The sequence below is a fragment of the Mesorhizobium sp. M0751 genome (assembly GCF_040320265.1).
In the GTDB taxonomy this organism is placed as follows: domain Bacteria; phylum Pseudomonadota; class Alphaproteobacteria; order Rhizobiales; family Rhizobiaceae; genus Mesorhizobium.
This window is the reverse complement of record NZ_JAMYPH010000031.1, coordinates 1-17042: the sequence shown is the minus strand read 5'-3', so window position 1 is coordinate 17042 and position 17042 is coordinate 1. Positions and strand designations below refer to the sequence as shown.

At 61.6% G+C, this 17042-nt stretch carries 15 protein-coding genes and 3 pseudogenes; 7 read left to right on the top strand and 11 right to left on the bottom strand.

From position 1 onward, the window contains the following. Nucleotide 1 precedes the first annotated feature (1 nt). The 5 genes from NKI19_RS29955 to NKI19_RS29935 are packed head-to-tail and all read left to right on the top strand — an operon-like array spanning nucleotide 2 to nucleotide 4039. Nucleotides 2-835 carry a carbohydrate ABC transporter permease gene (locus NKI19_RS29955; RefSeq protein ID WP_352567250.1) on the top strand — a complete coding sequence of 278 codons (834 nt, stop codon included), beginning with the start codon at nucleotides 2-4 and terminating at the stop codon, nucleotides 833-835. Then, nucleotides 832-1572 carry a PIG-L deacetylase family protein gene (locus NKI19_RS29950; RefSeq protein ID WP_352567252.1) on the top strand — a complete coding sequence of 247 codons (741 nt, stop codon included), beginning with the start codon at nucleotides 832-834 and terminating at the stop codon, nucleotides 1570-1572. The genes NKI19_RS29955 and NKI19_RS29950 overlap by 4 nt, the downstream gene beginning before the upstream one ends. Beyond that, entirely contained in the window at nucleotides 1569-2444 is an 876-nt protein-coding gene (locus tag NKI19_RS29945; RefSeq protein ID WP_352567253.1) for an ROK family protein, read from the top strand. Before NKI19_RS29950 ends, NKI19_RS29945 begins: the two co-directional genes overlap by 4 nt. Then, the gene (locus NKI19_RS29940; protein ID WP_352567255.1) at nucleotides 2441-3211 is read left to right on the top strand and encodes a GntR family transcriptional regulator; all 771 of its coding nucleotides are present in this window, start codon (nucleotides 2441-2443) and stop codon (nucleotides 3209-3211) included. Before NKI19_RS29945 ends, NKI19_RS29940 begins: the two co-directional genes overlap by 4 nt. Before the next feature lie 36 nt (nucleotides 3212-3247). Continuing rightward, nucleotides 3248-4039 carry a sugar isomerase domain-containing protein gene (locus NKI19_RS29935; RefSeq protein WP_023722251.1) on the top strand — a complete coding sequence of 264 codons (792 nt, stop codon included), beginning with the start codon at nucleotides 3248-3250 and terminating at the stop codon, nucleotides 4037-4039. 24 nt (nucleotides 4040-4063) lie between these two features. Here NKI19_RS29935 and NKI19_RS29930 read toward each other — a convergent pair. The 10 genes and pseudogenes from NKI19_RS29930 to NKI19_RS29885 form a co-directional block, all read right to left on the bottom strand. After that, nucleotides 4064-4512: pseudogene (locus tag NKI19_RS29930) on the bottom strand (IS5 family transposase); the annotation flags it as partial. A gap of 310 nt (nucleotides 4513-4822) precedes the next feature. Next, nucleotides 4823-5989 carry an IS110 family RNA-guided transposase gene (locus tag NKI19_RS29925; RefSeq protein WP_352567257.1) on the bottom strand — a complete coding sequence of 389 codons (1167 nt, stop codon included), beginning with the start codon at nucleotides 5987-5989 and terminating at the stop codon, nucleotides 4823-4825. A gap of 74 nt (nucleotides 5990-6063) precedes the next feature. Further along, nucleotides 6064-6284: pseudogene (locus NKI19_RS29920) on the bottom strand (transposase); the annotation flags it as partial. A 152-nt stretch (nucleotides 6285-6436) separates the two neighbouring features. Beyond that, nucleotides 6437-6865 (bottom strand): type II toxin-antitoxin system VapC family toxin, encoded by a 429-nt coding sequence (locus tag NKI19_RS29915; RefSeq protein WP_352567258.1) that lies wholly within the window; start codon nucleotides 6863-6865, stop codon nucleotides 6437-6439. Then, the gene (locus NKI19_RS29910) at nucleotides 6865-7110 is read right to left on the bottom strand and encodes a type II toxin-antitoxin system VapB family antitoxin (protein WP_023678723.1); all 246 of its coding nucleotides are present in this window, start codon (nucleotides 7108-7110) and stop codon (nucleotides 6865-6867) included. The genes NKI19_RS29915 and NKI19_RS29910 overlap by 1 nt, the downstream gene beginning before the upstream one ends. A 728-nt stretch (nucleotides 7111-7838) precedes the next feature. Continuing rightward, nucleotides 7839-9884 (bottom strand): CHASE2 domain-containing protein, encoded by a 2046-nt coding sequence (locus tag NKI19_RS29905; protein WP_352567260.1) that lies wholly within the window; start codon nucleotides 9882-9884, stop codon nucleotides 7839-7841. 15 nt (nucleotides 9885-9899) lie between these two features. Further along, a complete protein-coding gene (locus tag NKI19_RS29900; RefSeq protein WP_352567262.1) occupies nucleotides 9900-10724 on the bottom strand; it encodes a FecR family protein in 825 nt (274 codons plus the stop codon). After that, nucleotides 10721-11992 carry a tetratricopeptide repeat protein gene (locus tag NKI19_RS29895; protein WP_352567264.1) on the bottom strand — a complete coding sequence of 424 codons (1272 nt, stop codon included), beginning with the start codon at nucleotides 11990-11992 and terminating at the stop codon, nucleotides 10721-10723. Before NKI19_RS29895 ends, NKI19_RS29900 begins: the two co-directional genes overlap by 4 nt. A gap of 490 nt (nucleotides 11993-12482) precedes the next feature. Next, nucleotides 12483-13670 carry a magnesium transporter gene (locus tag NKI19_RS29890; protein WP_352567266.1) on the bottom strand — a complete coding sequence of 396 codons (1188 nt, stop codon included), beginning with the start codon at nucleotides 13668-13670 and terminating at the stop codon, nucleotides 12483-12485. An 873-nt stretch (nucleotides 13671-14543) separates the two neighbouring features. Then, nucleotides 14544-14792 carry a helix-turn-helix domain-containing protein gene (locus tag NKI19_RS29885; protein WP_352567268.1) on the bottom strand — a complete coding sequence of 83 codons (249 nt, stop codon included), beginning with the start codon at nucleotides 14790-14792 and terminating at the stop codon, nucleotides 14544-14546. A gap of 205 nt (nucleotides 14793-14997) precedes the next feature. On the opposite strand from NKI19_RS29885, the gene NKI19_RS29880 reads away from it, so the two are divergent. Beyond that, nucleotides 14998-15705: a hypothetical protein gene (locus tag NKI19_RS29880; protein ID WP_352567270.1), complete on the top strand. Its 708-nt coding sequence runs from the start codon at nucleotides 14998-15000 to the stop codon at nucleotides 15703-15705. A 215-nt stretch (nucleotides 15706-15920) separates the two neighbouring features. Here the strand turns inward: NKI19_RS29880 and NKI19_RS29875 are convergent, their stop codons facing one another. Further along, nucleotides 15921-16556: a LysR substrate-binding domain-containing protein gene (locus NKI19_RS29875; RefSeq protein ID WP_352951268.1), complete on the bottom strand. Its 636-nt coding sequence runs from the start codon at nucleotides 16554-16556 to the stop codon at nucleotides 15921-15923. Here NKI19_RS29875 and NKI19_RS29870 point away from each other — a divergent pair. Next, nucleotides 16503-17042 (top strand): annotated as a pseudogene (locus tag NKI19_RS29870) (transposase); the annotation flags it as partial. The gene NKI19_RS29875 and the pseudogene NKI19_RS29870 sit on opposite strands and share 54 nt — an antisense overlap.

Here is a 17042-nt window from a genome sequence, read left to right as displayed (position 1 = left end):
CATGTTCGCCATCCCTCAACAGCTTGCACGGCTGCCCGGCTGGACGGCGCTGGTCGTGTGGACTGCAGCGGTGCTGGTGCCGCTCTACATTCTCGTCGTCTCCTGTTTCAAGACCACGGCGGAAATCTACGACAACAGGCTTGGCCTGCCGAAAAGCTGGGCATTCGACAATTTCGCCGCGGCCTGGATGCGCGCCGATCTCGGCCAGAATTTCGTCAACAGCCTGATCGTCACCGCCGGCGCGGTGCTCCTGACGATTGTTGTATCGGCAATGGCCGCCTATCCGCTGAGCCGTTATCGGCTGGGCTGGAATGGCATCATGCTTGGCCTGTTCCTGGCCGGCATCATGCTGCCGATCCGGCTTGCCTCGGTCGAGCTGTTCACGCTGATGCGCAACCTTGGCCTCCTCGACTCGCTGACTGGCCTGATCCTCGTTTATTCGGCGATCCGCATTCCCTTCGCCGTCTTCATCTTCGCAAACTTCATGCGGGTCCTGCCGTCCGAGCTTGACGAGGCGGCGCGCATGGACGGGGCCGGCGAGGTGCGCATCCTGTTCCAGATCGTGCTGCCGATGGTGAAGCCAGCTATATCAATCGTTGCCATCTTCACCGCTATCGCCGTCTGGAACGACTTCTTCTTCCCGCTGATCTTCATTTTCGACGACCGCTACAAGACCGTGCCGTTGGCCATCAGCGTGTTTGTCGGCCAGTTCCGCACGGAATGGGGCCTGGTGTTCGCCTCGCTTGCCATCTCCATGGCGCCCATCCTGATCATGTACTGTCTGCTTGCCCGCCAGATTCGCGAAGGCGTCGGCTCCGGGGGAGGCGCGAAATGATCGAGGACAAGGTCTATGCCGCGCGCTCGATCCTGGTCGTCGGGGCGCATGCCTTCGACGCCGAGGTGATTGCGGGTCCGCTGGCGGCCGTGGCAGCCCAAGGCGGTGCCGCAGTCACCTTCCTGCATCTCAGCATGGGCGAGCAGGGCCATCCAAGCCTCATCCCCGAGCACTATTGCGTCCAGAAGGAGCAGGAAGCCGCAAAGGCCGCAGCCAGGCTCGGCGTTACCATGCGCAGTCTCGGGCTGCACGATGCCTTCTTGCCTTGCGACGACGAGACGGCGCTCGAAGTTTGCGACGTTGTCCGCGAGTTGAAGCCCGAAATCGTCATCACCCACTGGCATGGCAGCTGGCACAAGGACCATCGCGCCGCGGCCCGACTGACGCAGACCGGCATTTTCTTTGCGGCACTGCCGACGCTGAAGCGCGTCCATGCCGCGCACTCGCCGCAACTGCTGTTGTTTGGCGAGAACTGGGAGGACGACGAAGGCTTTCGCGCCGAACATCTCGTCGACGTCAGCAGCGGCTTCGACGCCTGGAGCGAGGCGGTGCAGGAATACGAACTGGCACGTGGCCTGAGCAGTTTCCCCTATGTCGATTATTACAGCGCACTCTATCGGCTGCGCGGCTGCCTGCGCGGTACGCGCTACGCGCAGGGTTTTGCAGCCGGATCGCAGTCCTGGCATGCCGGCAGCGGGCTGTTCGCGCCGGCTGCCAATCGGAGCCGCTCTCGATGACACGCGTTCTGGCCATCGATCTTGGCGGCACCAATTTGCGCGCCGCAATCCATACCGGCGATGTTCGCTGGCTGGAGATGCTGAGCCGCGAGCCTGCGCCGGCAAGCCTTGATGCCTTTGTCGCCCGTATCGGTGCCTTGCGAGCCGAGGCAGGCCCGGTCGAGGCACTCGGCCTGGCGGTGCCGGGGCTTGTCGAAGGCTCGGTCTGCCGCTGGATTCCGAACCTGCCCTATCTCGACGGTGTCGACATCGCGGCCTTGTTTCCTCGTCTGCGCGTTGCCGTTGGCAATGACGCACAGATCGCCATGCTGGCCGAAGCGATCGAAGGTGCCGCAAAGGGCCTGTCCGATGCCATCCTGCTGGCGATCGGCACCGGTATCGGCTCCGCCGTTCTCGTCAATAACCGCATCGTTGCCGGCGCATGTGGCGGCGCTTGCTCATTCGGCTGGGCGTGCGCCGACGTCAAGGATGAAGGCGAGGACCGTAGCGGCTGGCTGGAGCGCTTCGCTTCCGGGCGTGCGTTCGATGCCGCGGCGCGCCAGATCGGGTTGGCCAATGGCGGCAGGTTGGTCGAGGCCGCCCGGGCTGGTAAGACGGCCGCACTTGACACGTTGGAGCTGCCGGCGCGCCGGCTGGGCACTGCCCTTGCGGGTGCGGTCGCGCTGCTCGATCCGCAGGCGATCCTGATTTCCGGCGGCCTTGCCGATGCGCTGGACGTGATAGGGCCGCCGCTGCTTTCGGCATTGCGGCGTCAGCTGCCGCCGCATCTGCGCGACATCGTTCTGCGCTCAGGCGAATTCGGTTCCCGCGCCGGTCTCGTCGGCGCCTCGCTGGCCGGCCTCGCCGGAGCGCAGTGGAGGCAGATAAGATGAGCGAGCCGAGCTTTCAGCAACCCGACCGCCGAAGGCCCGAGCCGCTGTGGTATCAGGTGGAAGAGGCCATCCGCGCCATCGTCAAGAGTGGCGAGTGGGCGACCGGCGACCAGATTCCGGCCGAAGACAGACTGTGCGCGCTGTTCGGGGTGAGCCGTATCACGCTGCGTCACGCACTGCGCAATCTTGAGGAGCACGGGCTGCTCAGGCGCGAACATGGCCGCGGCACCTTCGTGCGCTCCACCACGCTGGTCGCCGGCACCCGCGAACTCACCAGCTTCACGCAGGAAATGGGCAACATGGGCGTGGTCGCTGGCTCTCGCTTGCTCGACTGCAGCCTGACCACAGCCAATACAGCGGCGGCCGGAGCGCTGGAGATCGAGGAGGGCGACCCGGTGGTGCGCATCCGGCGGCTCAGGCTCGGCAACAACGAGCCGATCGGCATCCAGACGGCGCAGCTCTCGGCCGCGCGCGTGCCCGGCTTTCTCGATGCCGGCCTGCTGCAGGGATCGCTTTATGAAGCGCTGGAACGCCACTACGGCATCGTGCCGGTCGCGGCGCGCGAAAACTACCGTGTCGGCGCTGTCGGGGCGGCGGATGCCGAGTTGCTCGATCTGCCGGCGGGAAGTCCCGCTTTCGTGGTCGAGCGCATCACCACCGACGAGCGTGGCCCATTCGAATTCACCGTGTCCGTCATGCGTGGCGACCGCTACGAAATCCGCTCGACGCTGCGCGCCGGTCGCGCCCTGCCAAACGCAAGAAACTGAGCCATACCCAAGCCGACACATAATAGGAGTACCGACGTGTCCGACCTTTACATACCCCGCCTTGCCGCCCTCATTGAGCAGGCCTCGAAAGCCAATGCCGAAGCCTTTGGCGAGGCGGCCAGCCGCTTTGCCGACACGCTCGAGAGCGGCGGGTTGGTTCATCTTTACGGCTCGGGCCACTCGGTGTTGCCGGTCCAGGAAGTGTTTCCGCGCTACGGCAGCTATGTCGGCTTCAATCCGCTGACCGACCCGCGTGTCATGTGGCATAACGTGCTCGGCGCCGGCGGCGTGCGCGAACTTCTGTGGCTGGAGCGGACCGAGAAATACGCCGAGAAATTCCTTGACCACCAGCCGCTGAACAAAGGCGATTCGATCATCATCTTTGGCCACAGCGGCCGCAATTCGTCCGGCATCGACACCGCGCTTTATGCGAAAAAACGCGGCATCTTCGTCGTTGCGATAACTAGCAAGAACAATCTCGACAAGCCGGCGACGCACTCTTCCGGCAAACGGCTTGCCGATGCCGCCGACCTTGTCATCGACACCTGCTCGCCGATCGAGGATGCCATCGTGCCGGTCGAGGGCTGGAGCCGGCCGGTCTCCGGTTCGTCGACCGTGCTTGCCATGATCCTGGCGCATGAGCTGATCGCCCGCACCGCCGAGGCGCTTTCGAAACGCGGCATCGAACTGCCGGTTTTTGCCTCGCCGACAATTGCCGGCGTCACGCTGCACGACACCGACGTCATCTATGGCGTCTATCGCGAGAAAATGCTCGAGGCGCAGAAGAAGCACCTGCCGACGTTCCAGGCGACCATGCGCGGCGAATGACAACCGGGCAGGGCACGCAAAACGCTAGGACGTAGACTCATCACCGCGTAGCCAGATGCGAGTTGACACGAGTTTCAGGGCAGCAAGGTAGTTTTCTGCCAGCTTGTCATATCGAGTTGCGATGCGACGGAACTGCTTGGCCTTGTTGAAGAACGTTCGACGAGGTTGCGGGCCTTGTAGAGAAAGGGGCTGAAGCACATCGGGTCCTTGCGGTTGGCCTTGGGCGGGATGTTGGCCCATGCCTTTTGCTCGGTGACGGCATTGCGCAAGGCGTTGGCATCATAGCCCTTGTCGGCGAGCAGCATGGCACCCTCGGGCAAATCCTTGATCAAGTCCGCTGCGTAGGCAATGTCACTCATTTGACCTGCCGTGAGCGTCAGCTTGATCGGCCTGCCTTCGGCGTCGACAAGAGCATGGATTTTGGTCGTCAGCCCGCATCGGGAACGACCGAGACAATAATCTCGATCCCCCTCACATGGGCGGACTCGGGTCAACCGGATTGTGTACGGCTTACGGCTTCATGGATTATCTCCTGGAGTTGCTACGGATCCGAGGTTGAGCCTGTTTCCAATACGAGCATTTCTGGCTCGGTTGAAACTCACATACGGTCGCCGCCCCAGGGCGGCTGCACCCTTATCCCGCATACGGCGGCTAGGCTCAGGAGGACGTGACCATTCTTAGGGGCGGTTGTTGAGACCATATGCCAGGCCGGTTCGTCCACCTGGATCCGCCGGGGCTGATCAGGCCCCGTCAGATGGCGAAAGAGGTTTGGTTGGCTTCAGATCAGGTCGGCTTTATGATGGCGCCCTCCATCACCACTCCGGCGGTCGCATACTGCCACAGTGCGACCAGCAGTTTACGTGCCAAGGCGACGATTAGCGGCTTACGCAGCCGCCCACCGTGGCGCTCGACCCGCTGTTTGAACCACTGGCTGAGGGCCGAGTCTGGTTGGTGTCGCAGCCACAGCCAGGCCATCTGCACCATCGTTCCTCTCAGCCGCGGATTGCCCGCTTTTGAGACGCCTTGCTCATGATCGACAGAACCGCTCTGCCAGGGCGTTGGCGCAAGCCCGGCATAGGCCGCAAGCTGCCTTCGATTGTCGAAATGACGATAAAGACCTTCAGACCAGAGTACGTTGGCGAACTCAGCGCCCACCCCCTTCAGCTGCAGCAGTCTCACCACCGGCGCCGGGTCGTTCGCCTTGGCCCGATCCAACAGCAGATCGTCGCGCGCCGCCTCGACCTTTTGCAACTGCTCCAGGATCAGCTCAAGCCGGTCGAGCTCACGCACAACCTGTGCCTTCAGGTGGAAAGGTAAGGCGCGACCATCACCCGTTTGCAGATCCTTGAGCCTGGCGCGTCGGTCGCGACGCAGCGGCTCATAGTCACCGACGCCCTGGGCGAACAGCAGCCCCTTGATCCGGTTGACGTGCTCCACCCGCTCGGCGATCAGCGTCTTGCGCTCCCGGCAGAGTCGGCGGCGATCCTCTTCCTCGGGGGTCGGCGGCCTGACCATGGAGCAGACCCGCGGCTCGCCACGCTTGTAGGCCAGCAAGGTCCGTACCAGGGTCTCGCCGTCGATCTTATCGGTCTTCGCCCGTCGGCGCCGCCGTGACACCAGGATCGAGGCGGCGTCGACCACGTGGCTCTCGATCGCTTCGCCCTGAAGCACCCGATGGATCCAGAAGCCGTCTAGTCCAGCTTCCTGAATGACAATAATCCGGAAGCGCTCGCCGGTTCGTGCCCGAGCCTTTTCCTGGAGCGTCGCAAACAGCTCCAGGAGTCCCGCAACGTGCCCGCCCCGCAGAGAATGCTTGGACATCTTCTCCCAGCCACCCGGCGACAGTGAAGTGATCAGCCAACTTGATCGAGACAGTTCCATCGAAACAAAGATCGCGCCAAGATCAATGCGGATAGCGGCCGGTTCCGGCCGATTTGCAACCTGTTGCATTGTCGTCTCCAGAATGAGTGGGTCTAGCAACGCCATTCTGCCGACGGCAGGTCGCTATCCACCAGCCCATAGGATCTTTTTGCTGTCGCGCCTTGCTGATGGACGCGAACAATGGAGGTATCGATCATCTGCACCGTTGCATCATGGGCTTTGGTGATGCCATGCATGAGGCGGTCCCACACACCTGCTTTCCGCCATCGAACGAAGCGATTGTAGCAGGTGGTGCGTGGGCCGTATCGCCCCCTGGCAGATCGCGGCATGGCGCACCCGATCGCAGCACCCAGAAGATGCCGTCTGCCCGCTGTGCCTGGACGGTGATCGTGCCGAAGAAAACCAGTGCTGCAGCGAACGTTCCTCGTAATATTGCGTTTAACAAGACGACGATTCGCCCAAAGCAGGCAAAAGGGCCCATCGGCTCTCGCGCCGCGATGCAAGGCCAGGAAAGCCTTACGCCAGATCAGTTTGTGAAAAGTCATTGCCCTTGTAAAGCAGGGCAACCCGATGAGCCTTCGCGCAAGCGTAGGCAAAACAATCGCCGAAATTGAGATCGGCTTTGTGCCCGACTGCTTTGCCGTATTTCATGCTGGCTTCGATCGCCCGGTCGCCGATGTCGCCGGATATCATGATTTCCTTGCCGGCGATCTCGATCAAAAAGGCGTCGACGGTATCACGGGCTTGCGCCAGCATGTTGGCCGTGGGCTTGGCGTTCTTTTTGATGGCTTCGGCCGACGCTCGCGCGAGACCCTGGACTGCCTCGAACCGGACGAGCGGGGAGATATACAGCGGCTTGGTCGCGGCCGCGAGCCGCTTTTCCAGTTCTTCCGCGCCAGGTTCCTCGTTCAGGATGGCAACGATCACCGAGGCATCGACGAACATCAGTCGTCGCTCCACATTTGGTCGGTGAATTTCTTCATATCGAAATCAGGGTTGGCCGGCCCGATCCGCCGCGCCATTTCCTTGACTTTGGCAAGTCTCTCGCGCAGCGGGACGCTGCCGCGGTTGCGCTCGATCTCATGGCGCAAGGCGGTTCTGACGGCCTCGGTCTTGCTGCGCGCGTTGGTAATGTGCTGTAGCTCGACGGCCATGGCGTCGACGTCGGGATCGCGAATGAAGAGCGGCATTTTGTATATCCTCATGAGTGATATATGTATATCATACCGGAGATATACTCGCCAGCGAATTCGCGAGCGGCGGTTTTGATAAGGAGGGGATGGAGGAATGCAGCTCGCGAAAATCCGTCGGGAGGTTCGGTTCTGGTGGTCAGTCCTTGGAATTGCTCGGCGTCTGAAACACGTCCGGCCATGTCATTGTCAACGCCCACATGCCCAAGGCGTATCGACGCTACGTGCGCCGACGCATGCGCATCCCAACATCCGCGGCGACCGATTGATGTCGATAGACCGCCCACGCGCCCGACGAGGCCAGCGCCAGCTGAATTCGATTGCGTCAGGTTAATAACGGCCATAATCCCGGCCCAGCGAACTCTCTCGTTAGGGCAGCTCGGGGAGTGCTACGGCTGGATGCTCTTGGGAACATCCCGAAATAAACAATCTGTACCACGCGCTGCCTCCACATGATGGCGCCGGCTAACTCAACGAAGCCGTGCTGCCATTCGTGGTGAACTGGATAACACGGCCTATCTTCTCGCTCGAAAACTCGGCGGCCTCGACAATCATTGCCTGGGTTACCTCGACAGATCCCTTCGCCGTCTATCCGCGTCTCATCGGCTGTCGCGCTGATCCGGATTGACAGCCACCCGCAATTAAAGGGCCGTCTGATGACACCTAGGCCTCCCCAGCAGTATTAGTTCACAAAGCAGGTCGGCACCCCTGCGATCCGCTGGATCCGGTCAGCGTGTGCTTCGAGTTCGGGGTGCAAGATCAGGCGGTGCCATTTGCACGGATGGCGGCGAACCAACCACCACGGCAGGGGCGCCAGATTGCTCACCACGTTGGCTTTCTACTTCGCGGCTCATACTTTGGTGAGCAGCTTGCAGCTCCGGAATGGTGAAAACCGGCACCTCGCCCTTGAAACCCTGGAGCTCAAAGGCGCCCGCCTGGACGACCGGCATCGATGCTCCTGCCGCAAAGCCGGGACCAAGCACCAGGGGGATGCCCAGCTTCTTGGTCGTCGACTCGAGGCGTGCCGTGCGGTTCACCGGCGAGCCGATCGCGGTGTAGTCGAAGCGCCGTTCGGAGCCGAAATTGCCCACCGAACAGATGCCGGTCTCGATGGCGACGCCGATTTGGATGGAGGGATGGCCATCCGCGGTGAATGCGGCGTCTTCGCGCTTCACCCGTTCGATCAGGGCAAGGCCCGCGTCGAGCGCGCGCTCGCGATGATCCGGCTGATCAAGCGGTGCGTTCCAGAAGGCAAGCACCGCATCGCCCATGAACTTGTCGATGGTGCCGTCGCGCTTGAGGATCTCATCGGTCGCAATGCCGAGGAAGTGGTTGACCACCCTTGCGATTTCCTGGGTATCGAGTTGTTCGCTCATCGTCGTGAAGCCGCGTATGTCGCTGAGCAGGATGGTGATCTCGCGCTTCTCGCCCGACAGGATCGCTTCGGTGTCCGAACTTGCGAGGCGCTGCACCACTGAAGGCGACAGATACTGGGAGAACTGCCGTGCCAGGGTGGACCGGCGCTGCTCGCTGCGCCTGTAGAGGACATAGCCTTCGAAGCTGGCTATCAGGATCGTCGCAAGCGCCGGCTGCAGCGGGTCATAGAGTTTACCCTGCATACTGTATTCAAGAGCGCCGAACACGAACGGCGTGGCTGCCACCAGCGCGAGAGCCAGGGCACCAAGCACGACACGCCCGGCGAGCACTCCGGAAAGCGCGATGAAGATGACGGCACTGAGGACAAACCAGAGCCGCTCCAACATGCGCGCATGCGTTGGCTCTTCAAGGTAGCGCCCGGCAAGCAACTGGCCGATTGCATCGGCGTGGATGTCGGCGCCTGGTCGCGCTGGACGCGTCGGGGTAGGCAGGTACTGCGTCAGTCCCACCGCCGACAGATCGACAATGGCGATGGCGTCCCGCAGCCGCGGGTCACTGCCGCCCGAAAGGATAGTGCTGGCAGATATGCGCGGCGTATCCGTTGCGGTTTCCCAGAGGCGGATACTCCCCTCCGGCTCGAGCGGCACGATGGCGCCAGCCATCCTGAGTGCGTCAAACCCGGCGGCATTCATCCGGGCTATGTAGCCGTCCTGTCCGGCGTAAAGGCGCAGGAGCTCGAGCGCGAAGGACGGCCACAGCTGCACGCCTTGAGCGGTATTGCGAAGCCAAAGCAGCGGCACATGGCGCAGTACGCCGTCGGGATCGGGCAAGGTGCGGATTACGCCGAGGCCCGCGGCGGCGTTGGAGAATTCGGCAAGCGAGCCGGTCAGGCCGGTGAAGCCCGGAAGTGTGTCAGGTACTTGCCCAACGATCGACCAGCCGGATTTGGGCTCTGCTTCTGAAACCGTCGCCTCATTGCCCAGGCTGACAGCAAGCGCCGTTCGATTTTTGGCCAGCGCCGCTGCCAGGCGCTTGTCTCCGGCGATGCCCTCAGGCGAGGTGTCGGCCTCGGGCAGTACCAGCGCAAGCCCGACCACCGCGGCGCCGGACTTGGTGATGCCATCGACCAGATCGGCCAAAAGGCCACGGTTCCAGGGCCATCGCCCATGTGCCTTCAGGCTGGCGTCGTCTATCGAGACGATCACGACAGGATTGCTCGTCGCCTGGCGTGGGGCGAGAAACTCGTAGAAGTCGTACGTGCGTTCGCGCAGGCGCGACAGCGGCCCATCGAAAGCCAAATGGCAAGCGAGCAGCAGGAGCACGACCACAAGGCCGGATACTTTGCGCCTGCCAGCTTGCCGCCAATCAGCCCAGTGCCAACCGACCAAGAGGCTCATGTCGTTCCGGCGGGCTTAATTGCAGTCGTAGCAGCAACCCTCACCCTCACAACCACCCTCATCCACGCCGCCACCCACAGGCGGCGTTGGTGTGTCGGGGAACTCCATGACCACCCCTGGCAATGCCCCGTCGGTGGAATCGCAGACTTTGAGCGAGCCACCGAGTGCCAACGCACAAAGGGCGCTGACGTCCAATCCCGGACCCGGTTCGCCCGGCAGGCCAGTGCCGGCTATCCGGTCGATGCTGTCCAGTATCGGGAAGGTGTCGATTCCGCCGTAGCCGGTCAGCAGCTTGCCATCTTCCGATGTGCAGGCGAAGCCCGGGTTTGTGATGACCACCCGTTTGCCATTGATCGTGCAGGTCATGCGGCCGGCGCGCAGAATGCCCACGGTCTGGCCATCTGCCACCAGCACTTCGATGATGCCGCCTCTGGCCCCGAGCACCATGTGCGGCGTCGCAACCTGCATGACACCGCCTTTTGAAACCTGGCCGCCATAAAAACGGGCCAGGCCGCTGTTCATCCCGATGTCGATCTTTCCCGATCCGGAGCCCGGATTGTAGACGAATTCATCGATCGTCAGGCTGGTGTTCGGACCAATCTTGGCGCTCGATTCGTCCCGGAACACCAGCATTCCAAGACCGGTGGGATCGCTGCGCAGCTGGTCGCCGAGCTCGACGCCGGCACCGACGTCCATTGTCCCGCCGTTGTTGCGGACGATGTTGGTCTGGTAGGCCGTCATCGACCCGACCGTTTCAGCGGCGGATGGTGCCGCAAAGGCAAGGCAGCCGATAAAAATGGCGATCTGACGGTACGGGGTCCTCATCGCGGCCTCTTTCAATTGAGCGTCAACGTGTAGCTCATGAGCATTTCGAACGATTTTCGGTCGCGGTTGGCGATGTCGAAGTTGGTTTCGCGATAGGCGAGATCGACGCTGATCTTCTGCGCCTCCGTAAGCTGAAAATCGCTTTCCGAGGCAATGCGCCAGAAGTCGCTCTTGATACTTGTGCCGATGCCGATGGACAGATCGGGAGCGTCGCTATGGCCGGCCGAGAAGGCGACCTGGTGCGACCATGCGAAAAGATCCGGTACGTTCATCAACAGGCCGCCATAGCGGACCTCGCCCGTGTAGCTGCGGCCGATTTCAGATCCGGAGGCGAAGTCATTCGAGCCGACAAAGCGCAGTCCGAGCGCCTGGCCATTGCGGAAGCGGTAGCTGCCGCCTGCCTCATAGAAAACCCTGCTATCGGCGAAAATGCCTTGCGAGGCGCTTAGATCGATGTAGCCGCCACCGGCGAAGAGCGTCGTCTCGACTGTCGGGCGCACAAGAAAGCGCCCACTGACGCCGATGCCGGTTTCCTGGATATCGCTGTCGAAACGATCTGTAACCGTGAAGGCGGAAAGCAGCAGGCGCAGCGAATCGATCCCACTGTTGGGCAGCCCCTTGTCCCAGGTGATCGCGGCGTTGCCGTGGATGAAGGTCTCCTCGCTACCCGGAACCGACAGGTCTTCCGTGAAAAAACGCTGTGTCGCCGTCAACGACCCCGAAAGGACGAGAGCGTCGGCGCTTGGCGTGCCAAGGTCCCACCGGACAAAGCCTTCCGCCCGCCCATAGGGCGAGACGAAGCTGTCATCATCTTGCGCCCCGCCGGGCTCAAAATCGGTAAATGCGCTGAACACGCCGCCGGTCAGGGCGAGTTCCCAGGTGACGCCGCGCAATGCGCGATCGATGCGGGCGAGCAGGCGAGCAGCTTCCTGCTGCTCACTTGCGGTCAGGCCCCCGACTTCGATGCCGTACTGCACTTGCCGGCGGGCCAATTCATAGGAGCCGACATGATAGTACAACCGGCTGGCCGCAAGCCGGGCGCGCGCATCGCGGGGATATTTGATCAGATACTGCTCGATTGAGGAGATCGCCTGATCGTACTGCCCGGCGTTGACGGCAACCGTGACGAACTGGGCGAGCGTTCCGTTGTCGGCCGGACTGGCGATGCGGGCCGAAAACGCATCGTCATAGGCCGTAAAAAGACCTTGTGCGCCGGCCGGCAATACGCCGGTACAAAGCAGCGCCGCGGCGCAGCCGAAGATCGTTCGAAACGAAGATTGCATGCCGAGAACCCACCCCAAACCCGACCAGTGCCAAGGACTTAGCACGACCACAAGAAAAAAGGCGACTGAACTTTGACGAAATGGTCCGAGTTTTCAACAGCTGTTGCAGCCGCGCAACAAACCATCGGGGTTATTCGTATTGCGGCTGCGCTGGTTATAGAAAATCATCTCACCGTTGCAGGAACAAGTGAAGTATTCGGAACGACAGGCGACTAACTCAAATCATCACCAGTCGTGGATCGCACGGCCGGCAAGATTAATATTGTTTGCGCGATTCTGCGCGTATCTGGTCACTGAATGAGCCATCAAGTTCACCCCGCAGCTCATCCAAGGGTCTTCCGTGGCACTGCGCAAGGGATCGGAGAGCTGCCACGAGGCGCTTCTCACCACGTCTACGCGACGCGGAACGGCTCTTGCTATTTCGTTGAACGCGACGAGGTCAGCTTATAGGAACCCATCTCCCCATGGATGCGTCACCGGAGGCGCCTTGCTACAGCACGAGCATGGTGGCCAGCCCCAGCATCAGGCCCATGCCTACGATGTCGGTCACGGTGGTGAGGAAGATCGCCGAAGCGACCGCCGGATCCGCGCCGACCCGGCGCAGGCCCAGCGGGATCAGCACGCCGGAGATTCCGGACATGAGACACGATCCGGACATGGCGAGCAGGATCACAAGTGCCAGCATGGGCGCCTGGGCCGCCGACTCCGGTTGCCTCGAGGCGTAGAACCACATCGCCGCAGCCGCCACAAGACCGACGAGCACGCCGTTGGCGATCCCGAGCGCGCCCTCCCTCATCACCAGATGCAGCTTCGGTCGTTTGTCCACGTCGCCCAGGGCAAGGCCACGCAGCGTCATAGCCAGTGCCTGGCAGCCGGTGTTTCCGCTCTGCCCGGCCAAGACCGGGAGGAACGCTGCCAAGGCGACGATCTTCTCGATCGTGCCTGTGAATGAACTGACCACGAAAGCCGCCATGAAGGCCGTCAGCAGGTTCAGTTGCAGCCACGGATGACGCCTCAGGAAGGCTGAAAACAGCGGCGTAAAAGAACGCTCCTCCTTCTGGACACCCACCATCTGACCAGACTGGGCGGAAATCTCGATGATTTGCTGCTCGAACAGCCGCCAGCCGCGGACCTGCCCGAGCAGCCGGCTCTTTGCGTCCACCACGGGATAGACAGGGTAGTGACGGCGTACCGCTGCCCTGCATGCGTCGCTCAAAGAGAGATCGACATTAATGGTGAATGGCCTGGGCAGCATGATCTGATCGACCGTCGCGTCCGGTTCGCTCAGCATCAGATCGCGCAGGACCACCAGGCCAACCAGCTTATCGCCGCCCTCCGTGACATAGAGATAAGTGAGCTCGGTCGGCACCTCGGTGCGTCTGACGGCCTCCACTGCAGCGGCTACCGTCGTGCCGACAGGAACGCTGGCGGGAATCGGGTCCATGAGCTCGATGAGCGTCTCAGGGCTCGCGACGCCCTTACCACCGGCATCAGGCTTGACAGGCCGCATATGCGGCGGCAAATGCTCCGCCACTTTACGGGCGTGCCTGTCCGGCAACAATTTTAGTGTGTCGCGGATGAACTCAGGAGACTCTCGGACAAGCAATTCCGCCGCGTCATCAGGTGCTCGAGCACGCAGGGTGCGCACCAACTTTTGAACGTCGTTCTCTTCTTTCATCTGCCGCCGCCCCCAATTGCTAGTGTCTTGCCTTTGACAGTATGACATGGATCGGATCGCTCTGTCTGGCGAGCAATGGCCCAAGCGCCTCGATCCCGAGATCTTCGCCTCTCGGGCGCCGAGTGGACCGAACCCAGACAGATCTGAGCCGTTGCGGCGTACATAAAGGCGGGCTGTAACGTCTGCGTGTCGCCGAAAATCCAACGTGTTGCGAACTTCTTATCGATTTCAGTGACGCATATATTGAATCCACCTATCGCGGCCTGAACTTCCCCGAGCAACGGCGTGCTATGGCGCCGACCGTGGAGCACCTGCATGTCCATGATTCCTTCGGGCGCCCGCAGCGTCTCTATCGAACCTCCCTTCGGCACGAGGTTGCAGCGACAGGTCCGTCCTGTCAGGGAATTCGGGCCCGTTATCACAACAAGCAGCCTGACTGCCTGGCCCGGGCTAGAAACGTCATTACGCTGAACAATCGCGCTGAAACGCAGAGCGGCGGAGAAGGTCCAGAATCCGCTGCCGTGGGTCTGCCAATTTCGGCCTCAGCTGCCGAACTTGTCGGCAGCGAGCCGCTCCGCATCAGCAAGATCAACGGTAACGAGCCTCGTCGGTCCTTTTTCGATTAGATTGAAGAAGAGGGTGCCTGCCGGTCTACGATACGACGGCCAGCATTTGGCTGGTCGGTCCGTGGCGGTCGAGCGTGGGCAGGGGCCGGAAACGTGCCAGCCAACTGGTCGGCCGGGCCGTCGGCTGGTTCTGACCTCAGCCATCGCATGCGTGCTCGCCAATTCGGCTTCGACGCACGCAACTATCATCGAAGACAATAGGCCGGAGATGGATGAACGAATGCTTTGCTGCCCCGTTTGCTGCAAGTCATTTGACTTGAAGAGGGCGCGCCAGCCGAACGCCAGGCCCGCCGCCATTTTCGGGAATGAATTCGACGCCACCGGCCTCCAATGCGCGCTTCAGTGCTTCGATCGTCACCTGGTTGGCCTTCAACATGCCAGCGAGTGGCTCAAGCCGCTTAATGGTCGCGACGGACACTTTTGACTTGGCTGCGAGGACTTTTTGATCCCATTGCAAAAGTGCGCGGGCTGCTCGCAACTGCTCACTCGTTATCATTGTTATACCTAACGCATCATTTGATGCTAAAAGTCTTGACCATGCCGACGGTTTCGTTTAAGACCGTAGAGTGGATGCTGCGCTCGCTCAGCCCCAGACGATATTCGACCGGTGGCAGAACGAGCCTGTGTGAAACGGCCGAATAAAGTGGTGCAACACCTTACCCGGCCTGACCCCAACCCTAAGCTTTTGAGGAGCTCGGATCGTGACTGATTCCGACAATATCATGAGTCTGCCATTCGTCACCCGCAGGCGAATGCTTGCAGGAACAGTGGTGGCTACTACCGCGTGGACGCTTGAAGGTAACGCGTCCGGAGGCGACGTCGGAAGGACTAAGGTGCGTTCTGACCCAGCACTGGCGCTTTGGCAGGAATGGGTGAGATCCCATAAACAGGCCGAGCGGCTATGTCGGAAGCAGCAGCGGCTGGAAACAAAGCTTGTCGAGAGCGTCGGCTTTCCTTGTGTGGACGTCCGCCTGCCGGATGGGGACGAACTGACGGTCTATTCGATCGAGGCGCTCGATCAGGTGCTCGGCAACGGGCCGGATACCGCCGCTCTCCGAGGAAAGGCCGAAGCTGACTTTGCTGCGCATCAGGCACGCTGGGATTTGGCTGCCGAGAAGACCGGTTACATTGCTGCGCTCAGAGCCGAGCGCGAAGCTGGCGACCAGACAAAGCATCTTCTGGAAGCCTTCTCAACCACCCCCGCTACGACTCTCGCCGGTGTGGCGGGCAAGCTCGATGCCTTGTTGCGCGAGGGCGAAGCCTGGAAGGAATGCTCCGAATTTCCTTGGCCGCAAATCCGCTCGGCGCTCAATGATCTGGTACGCATCGCCGAAAGCCTTGGTGCTGAATGGGTGCGGCGCCAAACGACTCGTCACGACAAAGCTGAAACACTCCGCCATTCCCGATGACCGTCCGGTCAAGATCACGGATGAACTGCCGCGGCCGTTCATCGCGATCTGGTCGCCTATGTTGAATTTCTCGGCTCGCGAGACCGGACAGATAGTTGCCGATCCGGCAAAGCTGAAGCGCCAATCGCTGAGCCATGACAACTTACAGTGCGTTCGCCAGACCCAACACACTCTGAAGCCGGGTGACTGTTCGGGTTATGCCGGTCGGATGACTGTCAGCACGAATACCGATCACGCAGGAATGAGATGAAGGTCGGCAGGGCAGGATTGGCGTTGTCGGGGCGCCAACGGGCCAAACTGGAGATCTGGATTGGTTTGCCGCCGAGCCGCAGCTTGCGACAGACCGCATCGTGAGGAACACTGTCGGCATCTCGATCATGGATCAGAGCGACTCCAAGCCCGTTGCCGACAAGGCGCAAAAGGATGCCGGCACTGACGTGATGTTCGACGATTGGAGGAAGCTGCACGCCGCGTCCGACAGCGTCGGCGAGCTGAAATGCTTCGCCCCTGCGCACCAGCAACGTCTCTTGGTGCAACTCGTGCCACTCGATCACGGAACGGCTTGCGAGAGAATGATTTGAGGCAAGAACGACAGCCAGAGTGTCTTTCCACAGCGTCAGTTCGAACGCGCCGCCGGTAAACCGGGAGGAGGAGGTCACGACCACGTCGACCTGGGTGGCACCCAGAGCAGCCTCAGGCGAAGGGTAAGGACTCTCAGTCAAGCTGACGGTCACATTGGGATGAGATTGCCCGAACTCGATGATTGCATCCAAGGCTCGCCCGGCGAGGATGATCAACTCGCCGAACGCGTCGTCAAACTCGAGGAAGAGCTGGCGCTTGCGCGGCTGCATCGTTTTGCGCCGAAGAGCGAAAAGCACATTGACCGTCTCTTCAATGAAGCCGAACAGGCCGCGGAGGAGGACGCCGCCGACAGCGAAGATGGCGATGTCGTTGTCCTGCCGGACACGGGCTTGCCGGCGAGCGAAGGGGCGACGGGAAAGAAGCGCGGCCGCAAGGCCTTGCCGGAAAACCTGCCGCGCGAGCGCGTCGAGTATGACCTTCCCGACGACCAGAAGGCTTGTCCCTGCTGCCGTCACCAGATGCATCGCATGGGCGAGGCCGTTACCGAGCAACTTCATATCGAGGTGAAGGCGAAGGTCCTGCAGAATGTGCGGTTCAAGTATGCTTGCCGCCATTGTGAGCGCACCGGCATCAACACGCCGGTCGTGACCGTGCCGATGCCCGCGCAACCCTTGCCGGGCAGCATCGCCACGGCTTCGACGCTGGCCTTTGCGCTCGTTCACAAATACGTCGACGGCACACCGCTCTACCGCCTG

What these genes read in the sequence shown, in the direction of transcription:
- NKI19_RS29895 (WP_352567264.1), bottom strand. Translation starts at nt 11,992, where the DNA reads ATGCAATCTTCGTTTCGAACGATCTTCGGCTGCGCCGCGGCGCTGCTT.
- NKI19_RS29915 (WP_352567258.1), bottom strand. Translation starts at nt 6,865, where the DNA reads ATGTTCGTCGATGCCTCGGTGATCGTTGCCATCCTGAACGAGGAACCT.
- NKI19_RS29940 (WP_352567255.1), top strand. Translation starts at nt 2,441, where the DNA reads ATGAGCGAGCCGAGCTTTCAGCAACCCGACCGCCGAAGGCCCGAGCCG.
- NKI19_RS29945 (WP_352567253.1), top strand. Translation starts at nt 1,569, where the DNA reads ATGACACGCGTTCTGGCCATCGATCTTGGCGGCACCAATTTGCGCGCC.
- NKI19_RS29955 (WP_352567250.1), top strand. Translation starts at nt 2, where the DNA reads ATGTTCGCCATCCCTCAACAGCTTGCACGGCTGCCCGGCTGGACGGCG.
- NKI19_RS29910 (WP_023678723.1), bottom strand. Translation starts at nt 7,110, where the DNA reads ATGCCGCTCTTCATTCGCGATCCCGACGTCGACGCCATGGCCGTCGAG.
- NKI19_RS29925 (WP_352567257.1), bottom strand. Translation starts at nt 5,989, where the DNA reads ATGCAACAGGTTGCAAATCGGCCGGAACCGGCCGCTATCCGCATTGAT.
- NKI19_RS29885 (WP_352567268.1), bottom strand. Translation starts at nt 14,792, where the DNA reads ATGATAACGAGTGAGCAGTTGCGAGCAGCCCGCGCACTTTTGCAATGG.
- NKI19_RS29905 (WP_352567260.1), bottom strand. Translation starts at nt 9,884, where the DNA reads ATGAGCCTCTTGGTCGGTTGGCACTGGGCTGATTGGCGGCAAGCTGGC.
- NKI19_RS29890 (WP_352567266.1), bottom strand. Translation starts at nt 13,670, where the DNA reads ATGAAAGAAGAGAACGACGTTCAAAAGTTGGTGCGCACCCTGCGTGCT.
- NKI19_RS29875 (WP_352951268.1), bottom strand. Translation starts at nt 16,556, where the DNA reads ATGCAGCCGCGCAAGCGCCAGCTCTTCCTCGAGTTTGACGACGCGTTC.
- NKI19_RS29950 (WP_352567252.1), top strand. Translation starts at nt 832, where the DNA reads ATGATCGAGGACAAGGTCTATGCCGCGCGCTCGATCCTGGTCGTCGGG.